Genomic DNA, 22,153 nt, shown 5'->3' with positions numbered 1-22,153 from the left:
ATCAGCACAACGTTATTTACTCTCCATGAACTCATGAATAAAAGCCTGATTACTAACATCACTGCTCTGGCACTGCTCGGAGCCGGTTATCAACTCGACAATACTATCGCCCTTTACGCGGGCCTTTTCGCATTCTCCGGTGCCGTGACCAACTGGCTCGCGATTCACATGTTGTTTGAAAAAGTGCCCGGATTGTACGGTTCGGGTGTCATCCCGGCTCGCTTTGAAGACTTTAAACTCGCCATCAAACATCTAATGATGGAGCAGTTTTTTACCAGCGAAAACATCGACCGTTTTCTTAACAAGGAAATGAACTCAGGGCTGAACATCGATCTAGAGCCTGTGTTGGAGAAAGTCGACTTTAACCCAGCCTTTGATTCGCTGGTCGAGGTCATTGAAAACTCCCAGTTTGGCGGCATGCTGGCTATGTTTGGTGGCGCAGAAGCACTGCAACCAATGAAGCAACCGTTCATAGAGAAAATGCAGCAATCGGTTATCGACATCAGCCAGAGTGACTCGGTCAAACAAGCACTTATCGAGCAACTGGAATCCCCTGCTATACTTGATGAAGTCAAAAACAATGTCGAAGCCATCATCGACCAACGTTTAAGTGAGCTCACCCCTAAGCTCGTTAAAGAGATCGTTCAGAAGATGATCAAAGAGCACCTGGGCTGGCTGGTTATCTGGGGCGGTGTGTTTGGGGGAGCAATTGGCGTTATCTCATCACTCTTCGTATAACACGCTAGAAATATCCAATGACAGGGTTCTGCCATAGCAGAGCCCTTTTTTATGGCCAAACGCCAGATTAGAACAAATAATAGCCAACATTTATACATTCATCACATACATAGCAAGCCTCTATCTTTATCATATTCATCAATAAGTTACGTATGGATATGAACACAATGCAATCAATAACCTTTAAGGCCAAGCTGTACAGTATGGTGATCTCTATTATTTTGGTCACCATCATTACTTCCTACTTTAGTGCCAGCTACCACATCGAAAACTATATTGAGACCAGCGACAAACAAACAATAAACGCGCAAATGGAGTTGATCGACAGGGGGATATCCCAGAATATCGCCGACAGCATTCGACTGGCACAGTCACTGGATGTGAGTATCATTCAAGTTGCTGATATCATAGATAAAACTGATTTTTACAACATCATCAAAATCACTTACGGGCTGTTTTTTGATAAGAGTGGCATGATCGATGAGGAGAACGCAGTACAGCACTACAAGGGCATGCTAACTGCAGCTGAAGGTAAGCTAACGATAGGCGACGTCTTTTATCAAGAAGACAAACCGTTGGTTCGGATCGTCGTACCGGTAGACGCAGAAACCGGCACTATCTACGAACTGGATTTACAGTTCCTGACTGACTCCCTGAACAGCGCGGCTATTCCCGGTACCTACATGGAGCTGTACGACTCAAACAATAATAAAGTCTTCTCCAATCTCCAGCCAGGTGAACTGACCGAACAGTCCATGCCGATACAGGTTCACGACAGCAACTGGACGTTAAAAGCGTTTGTTGATACTGCATTTACTGAGCAAAATGCTTCTGCTGTCAGTCAAAAGATCACTTACGCCCTGTTGATTGCCGCAGCGATCATAGCCCCATTAAGCATGGTATTGATCGCGATGATCTTTAAACCCATCGCCTCTCTGAAAACTGTCGTCAGCGATCTTGCCAGTGGTGAAGCGGATCTGACGCAGCGTCTCAAGGTTGAATCGAATGACGAATTTGGTGAGATCTCACGTGACATCAACACCTTCATTGCTCAACTTCAGGCATTGGTGGGCAATGTGGTTCAGTCTTGCAACGAGACCAGTGGATCTATTATCCAGTTAGAAAAGCAGACTCTGCAAAATCAAAAGCTGTTTCAGTCACATCAGACTGAAATGGATCAGGTGGTCACCTCGATTCATGAAATGAGTGCGTCGGCAGACACTGTCGCTAACGATGCACTTCAGGCTTCTTCCCATACTGAAACGGCCAATCAAGCCAGCGCTCAGTCTAAAATAGTTGTTCAGGAAGCCCTGACCAGTTTGCAGGCTTTGGTGGCTGAAGTCGACAAAACATCGGAAGCGATCGTGGCTATGAGCCGGGATACTCAAAAGATAGGTGATACGCTGGAAGTGATTGGCGATATTGCCGAGCAAACGAATCTTCTGGCTCTTAATGCAGCGATTGAAGCCGCCAGAGCAGGCGAACAGGGACGAGGTTTTGCGGTGGTTGCTGATGAAGTGCGAGCGCTCGCATCGAGAACACGACAAAGCACATCAGAGATTAACGACATGCTGGCCAAGCTTCACGCTGGCAACGAGGCCGTAGTCGCCAATATGGAATCCACCAAGCATCGTTGCAAGCTATACGAAGAACAAACCAGTGATGTAACCAGTTCACTCGATGCCATGATGCAGTTTACCGACGATATCAATGTGCTCGTTGCACAAATTGCTTCATCAGCGAAAGAGCAGAGTACGGTTTCAGAAGAAATAAATAAGAACATGGTCTCTATTCAGGACATGGTTCACGTGTTGGTCAATAACGGTGAACAAGCCACACAGAACGCCAATGAACTCAAAGGCCGCAATCAGCAGCTACTGACAACGGTAGAACAGTTCAAAGTCTGATGACTAAACTTGAGCGATTTGATGCTCCTACTTAAATCGCTTCTAGTCACCCCAAAAGAAAAAAGCCAATCGCGAATTCATCTGCGATTGGCTGTTTAACGTGTGAACAAGAGTCGTTCACTAACAACGTCAGTTGGCTAGGTGACCCTTAAATCAGAGGGTCACCTCATTCTAGTTTTATAATCGCACTCAATTCAAGTCACAAACTTCATTTATATCAGCAATTTATCGACTATTAGATTCAGGTCACAGCCCAAAAAATCAGCAACCCTATCCCCCCTACCACCTTAGGGTTATTTGTTAACCATAGGATAACATTTGAAGCAGTAAATCTTATTGCCGCTGTAATTCGCTAACATAGGACAGAAGCTTTTCTCTCAACCAGCAGTTCGCTTTACTGTTTTGCTCACGATTGTGAGTAAGCAACATATAATTGATTGGCAGAGAGCGAAATGGCACGTTCAATATTTGGATGCCCAAGCGCTCTGAAAATAGCTTCGCAATACTAAGACTCACCATACCTATACTTTCACTGCTGGCGACTAGCGCCATCAAGGCCAACAATGAATCACACTCAACCGAAACCTTTCTTCCTTTCAGATGTTCTTCGGTAAAGTAATCCGCCAGAAATACATCTTCACGCCTTAATTTAAGAGTGACATGCTTTTCTTGGTAATATTGCTCCGACGTAATACTGCCCTGAATTCTAGGATGGGAGTGACTGGCTATCACGCAAATCTGATCAGTAAAGAACTGCTCAGAGAAGTAGGAAGGGGAAGAAAACTGGGCAAAATCAATCGCCAAATCCGCCTGACGTAAGTTCAATCGATCAAACAATGCTTCTTCGCTAGCGAGTGTCGGATAAAGCACGATTTCTCGATTCCCCAACGAGTCGTCTGCTTCGATTTTCGGCAAAAGTACCAACATCACCGGTTCCGGTGCATACACAACAAAACGACGTTTCCCGTGTAAGCTGAAGTCCTGCACACTGCTGATTGTAGTCTCAATGGTATCCAGTGCAGGTTCAATCTGACGAGCAATTTCATGAGCCAGATGGGTAGGTGCAATCCCTCGTCCATCTCGCACGAAAAGTTTCTCGCCCAGTTGACTCTGTAGCCGCTTCAGCGCGCCACTAACCCCAGGTTGAGTCAGTTGCAAAACCTCTGCTGCAACAGTAATAGACTGATAACGATAAACCGTTAAAAACACTCTGAAAAGATTGAGGTCAAACTCTGATGGATTCATGAAACATAGCTCTTGGTTATGTATTAACTAAATTTTTATGCATGTTTTGTTATGAGTCAAGTCGATATATTGAATGTGTTCCCGTTTCAATCTGTGATGAGGTCACCTATGTACCGTAAACTCGCTCCAACCACGATCGCCCTTGCTGTTTTTGCTTCTTTTAATGCTACAGCTGACTATATCGGCCTGGAAGATTATCAAGGCAAGCCTGCCAGTACCCACACTCTGGAAGCAAACCAAGCGTTGGCAGCAACCCTTCCATGGCATGATGTGTCTGCGTTTGAACGTACTCAACGAGGACTCATTGCCGAGTTTGGTAATCATGCGGCTGGTGAGTTAAAAAATCGCTTCCAGTATATGGCAGAGATGTCTGTCGATGAAATTCCACCAACCGTTAATCCATCGATCTGGCGTCAGGGCATGCTGAATTACGCTGCTGGTGGTTTATACCAAGTCACTGATGGCGTTTACCAGATCCGCGGCGCCGATCTTTCAAACATGACGATCTACCGCACAGACAATGGTTATGTGATCCACGATCCTTTGTTATCCAAAGAGGCCGCAGCGGCGTCTTGGGACTTCGCCAAAGCACACCTTCCAAAAATTAATGGTGAGCACAAGATCACAGGCATGATCTACTCTCACATGCATGCCGATCACTTCGGTGGATCCCGAGGTATCTACGAGTCCGGAGATTTTGCCAAAGACGCTAAGATCTACGCGCCAAAAGACTTTATTAAAGAACTGGCCGATGAAAACGTCATTGCTGGTACAGCAATGGGACGTCGAGCCAACTATCAATATGGAACAACACTGGCTAATGATGCCAAAGGTATTGTCGACAATGCGCTAGGTCTGGGCACATCGCGCGGTGAAGTCACACTGGTTGCTCCAACCACTGAAATCGAAACGAGAGAAAAAGTCGTTACCATTGATGGTGTAGAGTTCCACGCTATCAACATGCCTGGCGCTGAAGCGCCTGCTGAAATCGTACTGTACGTTCCGCAATATCGCTCACTAAACACCGCAGAGCTGACTTACGATGGTATGCATAACATCTATACTTTCCGCGGAGCGAAAGTTCGTGATTCTCTCGTCTGGACCAAATACCTGACCGAGCTAAAACTGCGTTTTGTGGACTCTGGTTTGGTCGACAACATTCATGCAGCACACTCTGCCCCTGTTTGGAATAATCCAAACACAGAAGGTAACGAAATCGCTGAATACATGACGCTACAACGTGATAACTATGGTTTTATCCACAATCAGGCAATGCGTCTGGCTAACCATGGAGTCACCATTCACGATGTTGGTCGCAAAATCGAAAGTCTGGTTCCTGAGTCTCAAAAACAAACCTGGCATACCAACGGCTACCATGGTTCATACAGCCACAATGCCCGTGCGGTGGTGAACCTGTACCTTGGTTACCATGATATGAATCCGGTCAACACCAACCCTCTAAAAACACAGGACAAATCATGTGTTTATGTTAATGCTGCGGGAGCGGATGTCCTCTATAAAGCCGGACTTGAACACTTTAATAATGGCGAGTATCAGCAAGCGTCACAACTTCTGAATGATTTGGTTCAGTGTGATCCAAACAATCTGGACTACCGTTTTGCACTGGCGGACAGTTTTGAACAACAAGGTTACCAGTCAGAAACCATGGCATGGCGTAACTCTTACCTTCAGGGAGCGGTAGAACTGAGAACTGGCGAAATCATGCCGTCTATCAAGCTGGCTTCGTCTGACGTCATCGCCAATACACCAACAGGCATGTTCTTAGACTTTATCGCTGTACGCCTGAATGCCGAAAAAGCAGAGAAAGCGGGCTTAGACTTCAGCTTTGGTCTTTATCATCCTGACGTCGAAGAGCGTTACTATGGTGAAGTGTCTAATGCCAATATGAGCAACATTGAAGTGGACACTCTGCCTAAAACGGATGTGGAACTTATTATTCACAAAGCTGATCTAACTAAGCTGGCGCTGGGTCAAACCACTCTGGATAAACTGCTTAAGTCCGGTCAGGCTGGCATCAAAGGCGATGGTGAACTGATTGGGAAGCTCGCGGCAACACTCGACAAGTTTGACGGTATGTTTGAAATCTTACCGATGCCGACGAAATAACAACCCTAAAAAAAGCCCAGAGTCAAACTCTGGGCTTTGTCATATCTATCGATAACAAACATCTGCCCAGCGCGCCAAACCTGCGGTGACGGAGCCAAAATAGTTACCCGCAACAACCGGGATATCTGGCAGAACTTGCTGTACCGCCGCTCGCAAAACCGTAGACCGAGCCGAGCCTCCTGTCATGAATATCGCGTCCGGCTGTGTTCCCGCCTGCTGAGCCGCTTCTTTGACCAGAGCCTGGATCTTTTTCGTCGGATTATCAATCGCGACAGCCATGTCGGCTGCACTGACCTCTATTCCTACCTGCTCAGAAAACAGATCGAGCATCGCTCGATAGTCGTTGGACTCTTCGAGCGCTATCTTTGCTTTTTCAGCCTCTCTGATGATCGCATAGCCAAGAGTTTCCTTGTGCAGCTTTGCGAGTCTGACAACTTTCTCCGGCTCCAGAGCCTCTTTCGTCAGCATTGTCAGTTCTTTTAAGTTGTCATGGGCATAGAATTTTCGCTGGGCCTGAACGTCATTAATCGCAATCGGATTCCAAAATTGTGTCACAGGAATATCCAGCCCATTATGCCGTTTCGTCCCCATACCAAACGCATGCATGAAACGACGGAAAGCGATGTAGATATCCAGGTCATTTCCACCAACCAATTGTCCGGTATGCGCAATTAATGATGCCTGTCTGTCTGCTTTTCCGACCCACGATGGTCCCATCTGAATATAGGAACAGTCGGTTGTACCGCCACCAATGTCGACCACCAGAACATTTTTGTCTTCTGTTAAGGTGGATTCGAATTCCAACCCAGCGGCAACAGGTTCAAACTGAAACTCGACATCTTTGAAACCAGCCCGATTCGCAGCTCGACGCAAGATGCCTTCCGCCTGAAGATTTGAGGCTTCTCCTCCCCTCCCCAGAAAATTAACAGGCCGCCCTATCACTGTCTGCGTTACCGTTTCACCGAGATGGCATTCAGCCTGACGCTTTACATTGCTCATCATGGCACAGACCAGATCTTCGAAAAATGACAATTGCACATCTCGCAATCCCATACCACCTAAGAAGGATTTTGGTGATTTAATGTAATAGACATCCTTTGGGTCTTCGAGATACAAGTTCAAAGCCTGTTCGCCAAACAAAACATCGCCAGTATCGACTTCGATGCCCTCTTCACGGTTCATTTTTATTGCACGGCGCAGCACCGCCTCACCCACCTCATTAGCAGGGCGAATGCCTAAGCAACGAAATAGATATTCTGACACGGTCTCTGCTGTTGGAGCACACAGCGTTGAGGAGATGTAGCAGTTTTCGCCCACTAATGGGATTTGCTCAACACTACTCTCAACTAAATGTGCAACAGAGCAGTTTGCTGTTCCATAATCGAAACCAATGGCCATGAAGTACCTCAACACAAAACAAAGGGCGGCAAAGAATAGCAGCCTATAAAGGAAGTTCAAGAGGTGTAAGGTAAACTCGGTACGGAAAGTCGGGTCAGCTTGGTGTCACTTCTCCGGTAGGTCTTTGTTTTTTACAGTGTAAATAGGTCCGTTCATTGCTACCCATTCAGAAACGACAAGGCTGCGTGTCGCAGCCTCAAATAGGCCAACGGTCAAAATATGCCATTGCATTTTTGTACTAGTCAAAAATAGCGATGCTCTGTCTGCTCACTGCAACTAACTGCCCTTTGTTGTTCCAGATGTTGGCCTGCGCATGAGCATAACCTTCTGCGGCCTGCCTGGTATGGGATTGATAAGCAAACCAATCCTCCGGCGAAACAGGTTGGTGAGGGTGAATAAATTCAAGATTCCACATCATTGAACTCGCTGGTGAGGGGGTCGACATCATTTGCAGCACCCCCGGAGGCCACGCATCAACAAGACAAATTAAATGTGCGTCAGTGATCTGTTTCGGTGCTTGTTTAAAGCGCATCCAACCCCAGGTGTGTGAGTCTTTGCTGCTGGTAAAGGGCAGGTGCCCTCGTGCAAGCGCTAGATCAATGTGTGAGGTATAATTTGGCGCACCCTGAGCCACATCTGAAAATCTAGGCAATTCATCAGGTAAAGGCATGATATGGTTATCATTATTCTTCACGCTAATGTTTGAATCTCGGTCCGCACCAAAACAGCCCTGCTGAAAGACGGCAACCTGCCCATTTTGAATGATTCTGGCACTCAACTGAGACACGCTCTTTCCTTCTCGCAGGATCTCGACTTCAAAAACAAACGGGACGTCGACTAGGAGAGGACCTACGAAATTGGTATTTAGTGAGCGCAATACTCGCTCATCACTGGCGTGAGAACGCATAACAGTGTACAAAATTGCTGACGACAGGCCCCCAAATACGGTTCGCCCTTGCCCCCAGGAAGCCGGAATCGCCATGTGCTCCCCTGTTTCAGAGCACTGCTTCGCTTTTTCTATTAAATCATCGAAATGCATTCCAACCACCACTTTGTTAACAACTTGTTATTTAACAATAACTGGTCGGATGGGTTGCTGCAAGGGAGGTCACCCAATTTTGTTACGATTCACACATATATTGCGATAACATTCTAGTATTATGGACAACAAACCATTAACCATCAGGTGCTCACCGTGGCGTTTCACTCAACAAACTTGCAGGGGTTGATCCACGCCATCCAATTGGATGGCGAAGGAGGATTTCATCTTTGTAATGATGACATTGCTCAGCTTTGGAATGCAACTGAGACCTCTCTCTGGTTACATTTTGACTACAGTGCTCCTGATACCAGTGAGTGGTTACTTAAACACAGTGGCCTTAATGACCTGGCCCTGCAAGGGCTAACTAGTGAGTCTAGCCGCCCACATATACTCAAGAGAGGAAATAACCTTCTAGCGATTTTTCGGGCTATCAATTTAAATCCCAATTCGGATCCAGAAGACATGGTTTCGCTCCGTATTTGGACTGATGGCAAACGGATTATAAGTACTCGTCGACGCCCACTCATATCAACTACCGAAATATTAGAAAGACTCGAGTCAGGCGAAGGGCCAAAAACGATTTCTCAATTATTAATAGAATGGTTGGAATTAATAACCGAAAAACAAGAGCACAGCATTCACATTCTAGAAGAGCAGGCATTAGTGCTCGAAGATGCAGACTTCATCGGCGATGGCGCCAACTATCGAGAGCAAGTCAATACGCTTCGTAAAGCATGTATTAGCCTACGTCGATATTTGTTACCACAGAAAGAGGCACTGGCTCAGTTGTCTAATCTTAATATCAATTGGCTCAGTGAATTGGATACATTAAGAGTGAAAGCGGTGTTAGACCGTCAGTTACGCTGCTTGGAAAACATCGAAATGATTCGAGAACATTCACTGCTTATGATAGAAGAACTCAATGCTCTAGATAATGATAAGCTGAATCGACGAACCTACATCTTTACGGTTATTGCAGGAATGTTTTTACCGCTCGGTTTCTTTACAGGGCTACTTGGTATTAATGTCGGCGGTATGCCGGGCACCGACAGTCCACTAGCCTTTTGGATTGTTGTTGCTTTGTGTATTGGCTTTGGTTTGGGATCTTTAATCTGGGCAATACGCAATAAATGGTTATAAGCGTTTAAATTAATGCCAGAAACTGAAACACGATCGTTCGGCTTACAGTGTAAATTGGCGTTCTACTATTGATTAAGCGACACATAAGAGGGTGACATAGCACCCTCTCTGGTTCCAAATTATTTTTTTCTGGCCGGCAACATATCCGTCATCGAACCTTCAACCAATTCGGCGGTAAACGCGAACGTCTCTGCCAATGTTGGATGCGCGTGTACGGTATGAGCAATGTCTCTCGCTCGCCCCCCTAACTCGAGAGCCGTGCAAGCTTCGTGAATCAACTCGCCGGCATTTTCACCACAAATCCCTGCGCCCAACAATGTACCAGTGGCTGAATCAAAGAGTGCTTTCGTCACACCATTTGTTGCGCCAACGCTCTGGGCACGTCCACTCACCAACCAGGGGACTTTACCTACACTGTATTCAATTCCCTGCTGTTTTGCCTCTTTCTCCGTCAGGCCTACCCAAGCAACCTCAGGAGCGGTGTAAGCCACCGAGGGAATTGAAACTGGTTGGAAGGTCGCATCCAATCCCGCAATAACCTCTGCGGCCACTTTTCCTTCATGAGTCGCTTTATGCGCAAGCATAGGTCCTTTAACAATATCGCCGATGGCAAAGATGTGAGGCTCGCTAGTTTGCATTCTGTTGTCAACCTCAATCAACCCTGACTTTTCGACTCTTACCCCAACCTGCTCCAGACCAATATTCGAGGTGTTTGGGCGACGCCCTACCGCGACTAACACCACATCATAGCTGGCATTCTGTGGCGCTTTCTTACCCTCAAACGACACCACAATACCTTTGTCCTGAGCCTCCATACTGGTAACCAATGTCTTGGTAAGGATTTGGTAACGTTTTTTAAGATCTTTAAGTAGCGGTTGAACCACATCTTTATCTGCGGCGGGAATGATTTGCTCCTGCGCTTCTACAATGGTGATATCTGCACCCAGTGAAGAGTATACCTGAGCCATTTCCAGACCGATGATGCCCCCTCCAACGATCAACATTTTCTCGGGAATTTTTTTGAGTGCCAAGGCGTCTGTGGAATCCCATACTCGATCATCTCGCGGTGCGATAGGTAGCCTGATAGCGTGTGATCCTGTGGCGATGATCGCCTGTTTAAACTGAATTTGATAGCTATCATCACCTTTTACGATCAACGAATTCGAAGAAGTAAACTGACCTTCTCCCTTAACGCGAATCACTTTTCGAGCCTTGGCCAGGTTTGCAATCCCCTTGGTCAACTCTGTAATGGTCGACTGTTTATGAGTGCGAAGCGTATCAAGATCAATAGTGGGTTGCGCAAATGATATACCCATTTGATGACCATGACTGGCATGTTCAATTAGAGAAGAGGCGTGTAACAGTGTTTTAGATGGGATACATCCCACATTGACGCAAACACCGCCTAATGTGTCTCGCTTTTCTACAATACATACCGACAAGCCTAAATCCGCGGCACGAAATGCTGCAGTGTATCCGCCGGGTCCACCACCGATTACCGCTACATCAACGTTGATAGATTCCGTCATTCCAATTCTCCTTGTATCTGGGTGCTAGCAAAATGTGCGAAAACAAATATCGGGCCTCAGTATAGATCGGTCAACTGTCTGAGCAGTGTCAATTTTTTCACTTCAGTGACCTGCGTTTCAATCTTTACTTTATCTGCAAAAATTAGCGGTTAGTATTAGCGATTCCACCAATAGCTTAGACAAAATTCTGCCGATTATGAGCTACAAAGTACTGTTACCTATAACAATCCTTACCATTACAGGCTGTTCATCGTATCAGATGAATCAACTGGGTCTGCGGTCCTCTCCGGTAAATCGTTACCCCAACTACATGAGTACTATTGAACTGTGTGAAGTCGCGAATGGCTATCGTTCGACAAACCAGACTCGAATTTCTGTAAGCAGTGAGCAATGGAAAAGAAAACTCTTAGCCGAGCAATGCGACGAACTGGTTAAAGAACTGTATTTTAGCCGCTTCATCAAAAACATAAGAATCACTAAACCGAAGAATGAGAATCCCCCTGTGCCGACGCCACTTCCTGCAGGAGCCACAACCGCGCCAAATAAGTAGTTTTTCCTCTCACCTAAATTTCTTTGCAACTTGCGAGTAAACACAACGTCAGCCACTCAACTTAGTCGGAAACAGCGCTATAATGCCTAAAAAAGGGAGTACGCAATGGAACTATCCGTAGGTCAGGTGGCGAAACGGGCCGAGGTTACCGTCTCGGCACTGCACTTTTATGAACAGAAAGGGATGATTGCCAGTTGGCGCAATCAGGGCAATCAGAGGCGCTACGACAGTTCGGTCCTTCGTCGCATTGCTGTGATAAAAACCGGGCAGCAGCTTGGGCTGAGTTTGGAAGAAATCAAACAAGCTTTGGCTAGTTTACCCATTGACCGAGCACCCTCACAGGAAGAGTGGGAAGCCATGGGTAAAAAGTGGAAAAGCATCCTTGATGACAAGATTTGGTTGATGACAAAACTACGTGATGAGCTGGGTGAATGTATTGGATGCGGTTGTTTGTCTTTGAATCGATGCCGCTTGCGCAATCCTGATGACGAGTTAGGCGCCCTTGGAAACGGCGCCACACTTTGGAAGAAAAATGACTAGTTTATTGTTTTTAAACCGCGAGGTCTTCTTCTTTAAGTTTCGGTGTAAAGTTGATGATGTGTTTATTAAAACTGAATAACGCCGGACCATGAGTATTTTTGGTCGTTACTTTTTCGTCGTCAAAGGCGACAGTAACTCGAGTATGGGTCTGCACCAATGACTCGACGGTATTCAGCTCTAGTTTGGCAAACAGTTCCAGTTCCAGACGCTCTTTGTCTTCACTAAACCTATCCAATGCATCCGTGTTAGAGCTGTTCAATGCCGCCAGTTCCATATTCTGCGCTTCGCTTCGAGACGACTTAGGTATCTTCTTCAACTCGATTTCGCGCCTGATCGCTTTCATTTTCTGCTCTTGAAGCTGAGTATACCGCAGTTCAAGCTGCTCTAACTTTTCTGTGTAGCAGTGGTAGCTAGCAAATGCTTTTATGTAGGTTGCTGTATCTCCCTCTACACCAAGTTGATTACACAGAACTTTACCACCGACAATCGCTTGCCCACCGCTCAAAATACCCTGCTTCTTACTAGTACCCGTAGCGGTCAAGTCACCACCACAACGCAGATCGTTGTTCAGGCTATGGACGGTAAAATGCATATCCCCTTTTGCCTCAATCTCCGCAAACTGAGCGTAGTTTGCGATCACGTCTCCCCCAGAATGAATGTGACACGACTTGGGCTCACCGTCATCGACATTGTGACCAATGATTCCTTTACTAACGATGATATCTCCCTTTGACTTCAGGGTTGCCGATTCGACAAAACCACCCACAGTTATCGTGCCTGTAGCAGTGACTTCCATGTTGGCTTCAACATTGCCGGAAATCACGACACTGCCCTTAAACTTAATGTGTCCCGTCGAGATATCAACTTTACTGAGGCAAAGGGCTTCATCGATTTCAACGCCAGAAGCTTTTATCACTGGCATACCAGACATAGTGGACAATAGCGTATTAGGGTTGTCAGAAGAGAATTTAGTGCCCACACCGGGTTTAAGCGGATTATCCTTGACGGGTTTAGGCGGAATGACTGCGCCCGTGACGGTATAGCCGCTCTGTCCCTGAATGGCAGGAATGCGCTTCATCACCAGCTCATTTTCACCAACAGTCACAATCGCCCCTAAGTCTCGCATATCCACTTTACCGTGTTCACCCGTGGCCTGAGGTTTTAGCACTCGTTTTTTCGGGTCTGCGACAAGAGGAATGAATTGCGCATTCTTACCTTCCTTTGGTCGCTTGCCTATCGCAACAGGTTGAAGATAGGTTTCACCAGGTTTGAGCTGCTGGCTTAGCAGCAGTACTTTCTTAAGCGCTTTTTTATTGAGCCCTCTGATAACATGAGCATCAGTCAAGATTTTGATGACATCGTTCGGTTGTAAAGGCGCCCCACCATAGGCTCCAGTTACCTTAATACTGGCTATCATATCCTGCTCTGTAAGAAGTACCTCAGCAGCCGCATCTCTGACTTCCGCTATCATCATACCAGCGAATGCATCACCCTTTGCCTCTCCAGCGCATTTGATAAACTGAATCACAGCCGTATCATCAACAAAAAAGTTCTGGGCATTGTGCTCCGCCAACGCGTTATGGAGTAATGTCACTTCCAACGCCAAGCCTTGTTCATATTCAGACGGGAGTTGTGCGATGACTTTATTACCAGAGACATCGAGCTTGAGGACGTTTTTCCACATGATGATTTGCCACTTCCCTATGTTCGCTCACGACAGTCAATTTTAAACAGTGTGATCATGCTTCAATAATTTATCAATTATTTTAGTTCAGTCTCACTACTGAGACTACATTCATGAGTAAAAACTCAGTGCGGCGTCACGGTAATATGCTTAGAAGTTTGATCTTGAGTCAATCTACAACAAGATTGCTAACTTATTGAATAAGCGAAGAACATCTGAGATGACAAATTTACACTGTAAAAGTGCTAGCAAATGCATCTTGGCTTTTACAGTGTAAATTGTAAAGGAGGTTTAATTTGGTTGGCCTAATTTACACTGTAAACGTTGGATAAGCTCAGACAGAGATGCACGAAAGCGACGCTCGGCCTGTTTCCTGCCGGTACAACCAAATGTATCCGCGACAATTTCCCACTCCTTTTCTTGAAGCGCTATTGCCAGGACTAACTCATCGTCAACTGCTATGTCAGCAACAGCCAGCGACTGAAGAAACGGTAACAGTTCAGCTCGACAAGAGTTAAGAGCATTCCCACCTTTGGCATAGTAAGTTAACAACGTAGAAGGCTGCTTGCTATTTTCGCTCAATGAGAGAGCACCACAATAGAGACGCCATGCAAGAGAAGCATCAATGTCTTGATTTGAGCGGCGTAGTTGATGAACCAGATTGCGTTCAAATTGAGACTCAGCGCCATCAATCCACTGACGAGACTGATGACTCAATGGAAGAACAAGACTGGCGCTGTATGTACCACTGGCTTTGTCTTTCGAGCTGCCAAGTTTCAGGGGCACGAATTGATTATGTTGCCAGAATGCCAGCAACTCATCCGTCACCCCAAAGCTAGTTGCCAGGTAGTCGGCGCCATCGACCAAATTTTGCTTAAGCCGTGTGAGCATTTCACTCCCCACGCCCAGTGATTGAAGTAGCGGGTGAACGGCGATACGCATCACTCTTACGCAACGTTGGGCTGCAGGCGCTGTCAATGCGAGATGGTTGCACAATTCGACAGGTATCAAATGGCCCGAAGGACGCGATTGACCCAATTGGATTTTTTCAATCACCTCGGACTGAAGTTGCCCTTCTTCGTTAGTCAACACACTACCGATAACCGCGTCTTGATAAATCATGAGATACAAAGACATATTGGGAGATGTAAGCAATAACATCAGATCACTGGGTGAAGTCTGATAATGAGCATTGACCAACAGCGCAAAGGCTGAAGAAAGCAGATGCTTACCAGACAATGCTTGGCTTATATCAAAGCGACAAAACTGCAATTTCTCTGGGCTTAAACTCGTAACTGAAGAAAGTTTTTCGAGACTGTCCATTTCCGCCGACAACAAAAATGCACTGGAACACCAGGCTTCCAGAGGATCATTGTTATTCCATCGAATCGGTTTCGACATCGTATAGATTTTGGCTCCGGGTCTTTCAGCTTGTAACCAGGGTAAAAATTTAAGACTGAAACCTCTGCCACATCCCTCATAACCATGAACCGTAGAACTAATAACAAGACGATGATAGTGAGCAACCATCCTCTTCAGCATAGGGACTGGTATGGCTGCCGCCTCATCCACCATTAACAAATCACAATTAGGAAGATTCTGTAGCAAATCATCGGGCGCTATGAATTCTATTTGCCGCTGTTGTGCTTCACATTCATCCATGCTGGCAGCACTGTACTCAAAGATAGGTGCTACCGCAGAACGATTGGGGGCAGTGACCAAAATTCGACATGGTCGTTTTTTCTGAATTTGCCCCGCGGCAATACCCAAAGCACTGCTCTTTCCCCTGCCCCTGTCAGCAGTAATGACTAAAGGACGTTTTCGGTGACCAAACACCACTTTTTCAACCATCTCGATGGCCTGTGTTTGTTCTGCATAGACATCACGATCAAGTGAACCACCTGACTCGATAGGCCAATATTCGGATAAATTCGTGATCGTAAGTTCAGACTGAAGAAGCGAAGGAATAGCAGTAAGATGGTGTAGCAGCCAAGGGTGAACCGATGAACCAGATGAGCGAGTAAACAGTAACATGCCACCGCCCACTAAGGTGCCGACTGCAGCATTAAAGCTGTTGGCATCAAACGATTCATCAAGTGATACTACAATCAAGAGACTTTCTTTACCGAGAAGCCTCTTCCCTTGTTTCGCAGGCAAATATTCGAGTGTCGCCATCGCCTCCCCCCCTAGTTGGTAGGCGCCGCCTTCGGGAACAAGTGATGAAAACCGGGTGACTAATGAATGGAGCCACTCACCGTCGCCCTCGAGCACTAATGCAGCTCGCTGGCAAAAACGTCGAGCCAAAGAGGACTGCTCGACAAGGAGTTGTAGTTGATTCTCAATAAAAGCTGACATAATAGTACTGGGTTGAAACTTCACTCCTCCAATATTAACACAAAAAAATACCCCGCTAACGCGAGGTATTTTGTCTGACCAGCGGTTTAATTTATTTTGCTTTTCACAAATTCGAGAATCTCTTCCATGGTCTTGTCATCGACTTTTTTAAGATTTAGTGCCAGATTAGGTCCCTTACGAGTGTAGCTCGCTCTGCCCTTCACCAGGTCAATCTTAGTCACTTTTGCACGCTTTGGTGGCGAAAGTTCGTGCATCCATGTTTCCAATGTCTCAGAGACCTCTTTCGTGATGCGTGCAACACCTTGAGCCTGACTTTGTTGCCATACATAACCTTCATCAAGCTGGCATCGCTCAATCAACTTACCTCTATTATCTAAATCAAGTTCGTTGAATTGCTTATGCAGTCTGACAATCGTTGGGCGCCCTAAATCACTCACGTTAGGATACGCTTGTAACAGTTCAAGAGGCAGGTCCGCTGCTTTTAACGCACCACTGACTAACGCCTCACTGCATTGGAACATCTTTGCCAACGCTTTCTGATCTTCTGCGTCACCACTTTCCAATTTGGCTAACATTTCTTTACCCTTCTCGTACAAAGACAGAGGTTTATGGGCATTCGCGACATCAGAAAGAAACTTCGCATGGTTAGCATTGATATTTTCGGCAACATAAATCAAAAATTCCTTTTGTGCCAAAATACAAGACATACGGCGTCGACTACCGTCCAGGACTTCGATTTTTCCGTCTTTTTGACGACGACCCACCGCTGGGTATTGCTGACCTTTGTCGCGTAGTGTCGCTAACACATCTGATAGTGCGTGTTCGTTAAGAAAAGACTGCTCGCGAGCATTCTCTTCAAAAACAAACGTATTGGATTCGACTTCCTGAGCAGGAATACGCATTAACTCAAACGAGACTAGTTCTTCGCCTGCAACAGACAACTCGATATACTGAGCTTTTTCTTTAGCTGCTGATTGAGCTTCCTGAGGAGTTGTCGCACGGCGTTTATTTGCTTTTCCGAAGAGTTTTGCATTAAGTTCTGAAGTTTTAATAGCCATATCAGATTACCCTTGATTCAATGAAGCCCAGTTGCTGTGTAGCACCCTTTCCAGTTCCAGTGCGCTCTTATGTACGGCATCCTGTGCAGTAGCGAGTGTCTTCTTACCCCCTTCGAAATCAGAAGCAGTAAGATCAAACACGGTGCTATATGTATCTGCACAGGTTTCAAATGCTCTACTTCTCGGAATCGTAGCCATCATTACCTGGTCACCAAGTAGATAATTCATTTCTGTCAGAACCGACACTTGTTTTTTGTTATCATCTTCAAACATCGTCGGCATCAATCTGGCAAACTCTAGCCCCTTCCAATCTTCAGGGAACATTTCATATACAGTAGGAAGATGCTGGAAGAAGTTAACGGTCGACGCCCAATCCAATCGTTTTGCGGCGCAAGGAATCAGTAACGCATTAGACGCATACATCGCATTCCAAACAAGTGGATCGACGTGTGGTCCAGTATCAATCATAATAATGTCAAAATCGTCAGCAATCTTATCAATCAGCTTCTCTTTTAGCAGCTTAACAATATCGAGTGATTGATTTTGAGACAGATTTTGCCATGCTTCAGCATTAAACATTGCATCTTCAGGGAAAGCAGAAATAGTCTTGAGATTTGGATACTGTGTCGGCAATAGCACATTGTGACGCAAGAAATCGATGTCTACCTCTGTGCCTTCTGGCACATTTTCGAGCATCACATCTACAGCAGAATAGATATTTTCGTGTTCAGCAATACTGATTTGCGGATTAAGGAATAAACGCAATGAGCCCTGTGGATCAAGGTCAATAAGACAGATACGATAGCGTTTATCTAAATTTAGCGCTAAACATGCCGCTAGATGAACTGCGCTCATTGACTTGCCCGTACCACCCTTTTGGTTTTGTACGTTGATTATCCATGGCTTATTGTTGTCACTATTCTTACGCTCATGAAACTTTGGCACGGCCGCCGCGTCCATAAGCATATGTGCTTCCTGTAGAGAAATGGAATAATGGTTGGCGTTATTTTTGGTAAACTGGTGGCCATCTGACTCCATTTTACTGATCGCTTCATCCAATTTCCGTCGAGTCAGCCCTGAACGAGTTTCCATCATAGCTTTTGACATCGCCGGAAAATGATCGTCACTGCGCTCTTCCAACACAATTTCGATACGATCGGCCTGCACTTGTTGAGTCTGCTCAGCAAGTTGGTAGAGATTATCTATTGTTTGTTCTCTTTTCATACCCAAGTTCCAACCAAGTAACCTAATTATTTTATGTACAGCTATATCGTACATTCTCAGTAAAAAGCTGTCCATACACTTAGTGTGAATATTTACATTAAATTGACTACATTTGTGCCAAATCGTGATTTTGATGGTAGAAGTGGTGAAAAATACATCATTAGTGCCAATTTAAATGATGCATAACAGCTAACAATGTGGACTAGATTTAAACTGTTACATTGTCACTGATTTACAATGTAAACGAAATTTCCCCGGAACGATTATAAAGTCACGATATTTTACGGCCTATGTTGATTTGGCTTAATTTTCCTGAAACAGAACGACAAACAATTGAAAATCGTTTTTCTAGATACCTTAATAGAACCATCACTGGAACTTTCGGAAACATGATCATGCGAAATCCTTGATCATTGTTTCGGCAATCTGAAGCATGATCAAGGAAGACAGTGTGGCATCAACAGTATAAATTAGCAGCTAAAAATGGATCAAACTGTCAGGAAGAATGATCAAGTAAATAATCACTTCGGAAGCATGGAAATGTTTGACTAAGTTACGGTCAATGCCCGATAGAATAAGGGATATATGGCTAAATGCTGCCATTAACAGCCAAATTGAAATGCAAATTCTTTAACACGCTATATTCTTGATCATCGTTCCGTAACCTCTTCATTCGAAGTCATAGCACGGCACGTTGAGTTCAATAGTAAGACTATTCTCAAGTTGACGACATATTCATCAATCATTGCGAAGAATCCGAGAGTTCTTACCCAATATCGCGCTACTTGATCATGCTTCCCTCAAAAAACAGCTATAATTCCGTGACTTAGAGATAACTATTAACAGCTTTTCTACTAAATCTGTGGATAACTTGTGTTGGGCTCATGATCATCGCTCCGAGAGCTCATTGATCATGTTTTCCCAATCATTATGATCATGCGTTCGTCCGGTTGTGATCATGCATTCGATATTCATTGATCATAGTTTCGTATGACACCTGATCATGCGTCCGGCAAAGCGTAAACAATAATACTTTAAATACAACCACTTGCGCGTTAAAATCTACTCAGATCATAAGATCACTTAATCATATAAGATCAGTATAAACATAAAGATCAGTTTATTTTATCTTTCAAAAATAGAGCTTTATTTATGATCTAATATTCATTATGCTATGGAACAATATCGAAATTACGGATAGTGTGATATAGATCCAATCATGAGCAATGAAGATAAAATATTGATCCGATCTCCAAGAGATCACAAAGGTGGCCATTTATTTGAAGTGACAGAAACGTCCGTCGATTGGATCGAGCAATATCAACACTTTAAAGGTGTCACCAAAAGCATTCTTGAATTATTAAACCTAATCTCTCTACGAGGATTCAGTTCTAAAGACGGATATGTTTCAACAACAGAATTGATTGATGCCACTGACGGTAAGCTCACCAGAGCTGCAATTCAACAACGTCTTAGAGCAGCGGTCAACATTGGTCTGTTCAGTCAGCACGGTGTTAAGTTTGAAGAAGGCCTGGCCGGAAAAACCATGCTACATCGTTTTATTAACCCAAATCAGTTGGTGTCTGTTTTGGGAGCGACAAGTCTGGTCACAGAGTCGGTCAAACAATCAGAAAAGCAGAAAAAATCCAAAGCACTGGCTCAGACGCAGGTTAACAAGCGTCTGCTTAACGAGCACGGTTTATACACGCCACCAGCAATGCGAGATGAAGCGGATCAATTTGTTGTTTCGCCAACCAATTGGGCAGGGATCATTGATCAGGCTTTAGCCCCTCCCAGAACCCGTAAAAGTTATCAAAAGTCGATGGTCTCGATCTCTGGCACTAAAGCGGTGATTGAAACTCGATCATCTAAGAATATTATGACAGTCGATGATCTGATGACGTTATTTGCATTGTTTACTCTTACGGTGCAGTACCACGATCATCATCACGAAGAATATCATCTTGATGCCAAGCAGGTGCCGAATAAAACACCACTTTACATCACGGACATTTTGTCACTTAGAGGTAAAAAGGACAGTGGACCTGCCCGTGATTCTATTCGTGATAGTATCGATAGAATCGAGTTTACGGACTTCCAATTACACGAACTCACTGGTCGTTGGCTCAGTGAGAACATGCCTGAAGGCTTCAAGAGTGATCGATTCCGTTTTCTTGCCAGAACGATTACTGCATCTGAAGAAGCGCCCCGTGAAGGCGCTGATGGCGAAATCAAGATCAAACCCAATTTATACATACTGGTTTGGGAACCATCGTTTTACGAAGAATTACTGACACGCGATTATTTCTTCCTGTTCCCACCTGAAATCCTGAAGCAGCACACTTTAGTATTCCAGTTGTACTCTTATTTCAGAAGTCGTATGGCGCGCCGCCATACGGATTCTTTGTTGTTGTCTGAGCTGAACCAGAAACTGGCAAGAAACATCGAATGGCGTCGTTTTTCAATGGATCTGTTACGAGAGCTTCGCAAATTGGGAGAAGGATCCACTGAAGGGGATCAGTTTGAGGTCAACCTATGGGGTTATCATCTAAAGCTGTCCTGTATGGACCCTGACGCTAAGCTGCCTGACTTTCAGGTAGACATTCGCTGCGACGTGGAGGAAGTTCTTCGTTATTCAAGAGCCAGAACCACAAATGCTGGTAAGCGAAACATGGCACCAACATTACCGAACCCGCTTAGAAATGAACTGGTGACGCGTAAGCAGCTTGATGAGCTGTCGACCATCATAGATGGTGAGTTTGAACCTATACAGCGAAAAGCGCCGTCTCCGCGTGGCAATCTCGGACGTCGAGTGAAGCAGAGAAAACACCTTGTTGAAATCAACGCCGATGAAATTACCATTATTCTATCCAAATATACCTCTCCAGAGGCTCTGGAACGCAGTGTAGCGGCGTTGTCCGCTATGACAGGGCATTCGGTCGCATCGATTAAACAAGAGTGTTCTGAGCTTATGGAGAAGCTTGACTGGCTGCGTGTCGATAATGATGTTATTCCATATGAAACATTGAGTCGGGTTGTCGAGTTGTACAACTCTCGTCAGGAAAACAAGCATTTATCTATCGAACGCCTGATTTCGTCGCTTGCTGTGAGAAAGAAAGTGTGTAAACAGGTTTACCAGGGACATATCGATGATTCGGTTTTTCGGGTACTTGATGAAGTGGCGATCTAGCGCAGCGTTATAACTTGTTACAACTACTAAGATTTTGTTGGGATTTGCACATAACGCTGACAGTAAGTTGACACAGACAATCAATGGTATGGCTATTATTTATCCCGAATAGACAACCTTTTGTCCTTTCTATGAAATAGTAGATTGGCTCATATTGTTACATTCATTCTGATATATTTTTTGCGAGTTCTTTTGGACTCGCTTTTTTTTGCCCAAAATTCGCACTATGCAATGCTGCTCATGGCAATGAGACAAGAGTGAAATCAAGAATAATGGGATGAAAAAAAGAGATCTGGATCAAGTCAGTTTTACGAGGTGGAATCTCCTAAATGTACTGCCGGATTTTATTAATTTCAAAGCTTATAGACCTCTTCTCGAAACTTCTGTTGAGAATCATCGGCCCAATCACATTCTGACTCAGTTTTT

The 22,153-nt window shown here is 45.1% G+C and carries 15 protein-coding genes; 7 read left to right on the top strand and 8 right to left on the bottom strand.

The window, feature by feature from the left end:
• Positions 1 to 33: 33 nt before the first annotated feature.
• Entirely contained in the window at positions 34 to 738 is a 705-nt protein-coding gene (locus C4S60_RS20320; RefSeq protein ID WP_103882126.1) for a DUF445 domain-containing protein, read from the top strand.
• Positions 739 to 905: 167 nt separating this feature from the next.
• Entirely contained in the window at positions 906 to 2,645 is a 1,740-nt protein-coding gene (locus C4S60_RS20315; RefSeq protein ID WP_160111391.1) for a methyl-accepting chemotaxis protein, read from the top strand.
• 333 nt (positions 2,646 to 2,978) lie between these two features.
• Here the strand turns inward: C4S60_RS20315 and C4S60_RS20310 are convergent, their stop codons facing one another.
• The gene (locus C4S60_RS20310) at positions 2,979 to 3,890 is read right to left on the bottom strand and encodes a LysR family transcriptional regulator (RefSeq protein WP_103882124.1); all 912 of its coding nucleotides are present in this window, start codon (positions 3,888 to 3,890) and stop codon (positions 2,979 to 2,981) included.
• Positions 3,891 to 3,998: 108 nt separating this feature from the next.
• Here C4S60_RS20310 and C4S60_RS20305 point away from each other — a divergent pair, with 108 nt between their 5' ends.
• Positions 3,999 to 6,017: an alkyl/aryl-sulfatase gene (locus C4S60_RS20305; protein WP_103882123.1), complete on the top strand. Its 2,019-nt coding sequence runs from the start codon at positions 3,999 to 4,001 to the stop codon at positions 6,015 to 6,017.
• 45 nt (positions 6,018 to 6,062) lie between these two features.
• Here the strand turns inward: C4S60_RS20305 and yegD are convergent, their stop codons facing one another.
• The gene (gene yegD / locus C4S60_RS20300) at positions 6,063 to 7,415 is read right to left on the bottom strand and encodes a molecular chaperone (protein ID WP_103882122.1); all 1,353 of its coding nucleotides are present in this window, start codon (positions 7,413 to 7,415) and stop codon (positions 6,063 to 6,065) included.
• 238 nt (positions 7,416 to 7,653) lie between these two features.
• The gene (locus C4S60_RS20295) at positions 7,654 to 8,454 is read right to left on the bottom strand and encodes an acyl-CoA thioesterase (protein WP_103882121.1); all 801 of its coding nucleotides are present in this window, start codon (positions 8,452 to 8,454) and stop codon (positions 7,654 to 7,656) included.
• Between the two features lie 156 nt (positions 8,455 to 8,610).
• Here C4S60_RS20295 and C4S60_RS20290 point away from each other — a divergent pair, with 156 nt between their 5' ends.
• Positions 8,611 to 9,597 carry a zinc transporter ZntB gene (locus C4S60_RS20290; protein ID WP_160111390.1) on the top strand — a complete coding sequence of 329 codons (987 nt, stop codon included), beginning with the start codon at positions 8,611 to 8,613 and terminating at the stop codon, positions 9,595 to 9,597.
• Positions 9,598 to 9,716: 119 nt separating this feature from the next.
• On the opposite strand, the gene lpdA is transcribed toward C4S60_RS20290, so the two are convergent.
• Positions 9,717 to 11,126, bottom strand: coding sequence for a dihydrolipoyl dehydrogenase (lpdA, locus tag C4S60_RS20285; RefSeq protein WP_103882119.1), 1,410 nt, complete (start codon positions 11,124 to 11,126; stop codon positions 9,717 to 9,719).
• A gap of 196 nt (positions 11,127 to 11,322) precedes the next feature.
• Between lpdA and C4S60_RS23470 the strand changes: the two genes are divergently transcribed.
• Together C4S60_RS23470 and soxR are read left to right on the top strand one after the other, a co-directional pair.
• Entirely contained in the window at positions 11,323 to 11,676 is a 354-nt protein-coding gene (locus tag C4S60_RS23470; RefSeq protein ID WP_146060886.1) for a hypothetical protein, read from the top strand.
• 105 nt (positions 11,677 to 11,781) lie between these two features.
• The gene (soxR, locus tag C4S60_RS20280; RefSeq protein ID WP_103882118.1) at positions 11,782 to 12,216 is read left to right on the top strand and encodes a redox-sensitive transcriptional activator SoxR; all 435 of its coding nucleotides are present in this window, start codon (positions 11,782 to 11,784) and stop codon (positions 12,214 to 12,216) included.
• 10 nt (positions 12,217 to 12,226) lie between these two features.
• Here the strand turns inward: soxR and C4S60_RS20275 are convergent, their stop codons facing one another.
• The 4 genes from C4S60_RS20275 to C4S60_RS20260 form a co-directional block, all read right to left on the bottom strand.
• A complete protein-coding gene (locus C4S60_RS20275; RefSeq protein ID WP_103882117.1) occupies positions 12,227 to 13,900 on the bottom strand; it encodes a FapA family protein in 1,674 nt (557 codons plus the stop codon).
• Between the two features lie 291 nt (positions 13,901 to 14,191).
• Positions 14,192 to 16,255: a tRNA(Met) cytidine acetyltransferase TmcA domain-containing protein gene (locus C4S60_RS20270; RefSeq protein ID WP_103882116.1), complete on the bottom strand. Its 2,064-nt coding sequence runs from the start codon at positions 16,253 to 16,255 to the stop codon at positions 14,192 to 14,194.
• Positions 16,256 to 16,341: 86 nt separating this feature from the next.
• A complete protein-coding gene (locus C4S60_RS20265; protein ID WP_103882115.1) occupies positions 16,342 to 17,313 on the bottom strand; it encodes a ParB/RepB/Spo0J family partition protein in 972 nt (323 codons plus the stop codon).
• A 6-nt stretch (positions 17,314 to 17,319) separates the two neighbouring features.
• Positions 17,320 to 18,537: a ParA family protein gene (locus C4S60_RS20260; RefSeq protein WP_103882114.1), complete on the bottom strand. Its 1,218-nt coding sequence runs from the start codon at positions 18,535 to 18,537 to the stop codon at positions 17,320 to 17,322.
• A 1,219-nt stretch (positions 18,538 to 19,756) separates the two neighbouring features.
• On the opposite strand from C4S60_RS20260, the gene C4S60_RS20255 reads away from it, so the two are divergent.
• Positions 19,757 to 21,727, top strand: coding sequence for a replication initiator protein RctB domain-containing protein (locus C4S60_RS20255; RefSeq protein WP_103882113.1), 1,971 nt, complete (start codon positions 19,757 to 19,759; stop codon positions 21,725 to 21,727).
• Positions 21,728 to 22,153: the final 426 nt, after the last annotated feature.

The sequence above is a fragment of the Vibrio hangzhouensis genome (genome assembly GCF_900107935.1).
GTDB classification, from domain to species: Bacteria; Pseudomonadota; Gammaproteobacteria; order Enterobacterales; family Vibrionaceae; genus Vibrio; species Vibrio hangzhouensis.
Note: the sequence above shows the minus strand (reverse complement) of the source record. Positions and strands in the feature narration are given on the sequence as shown.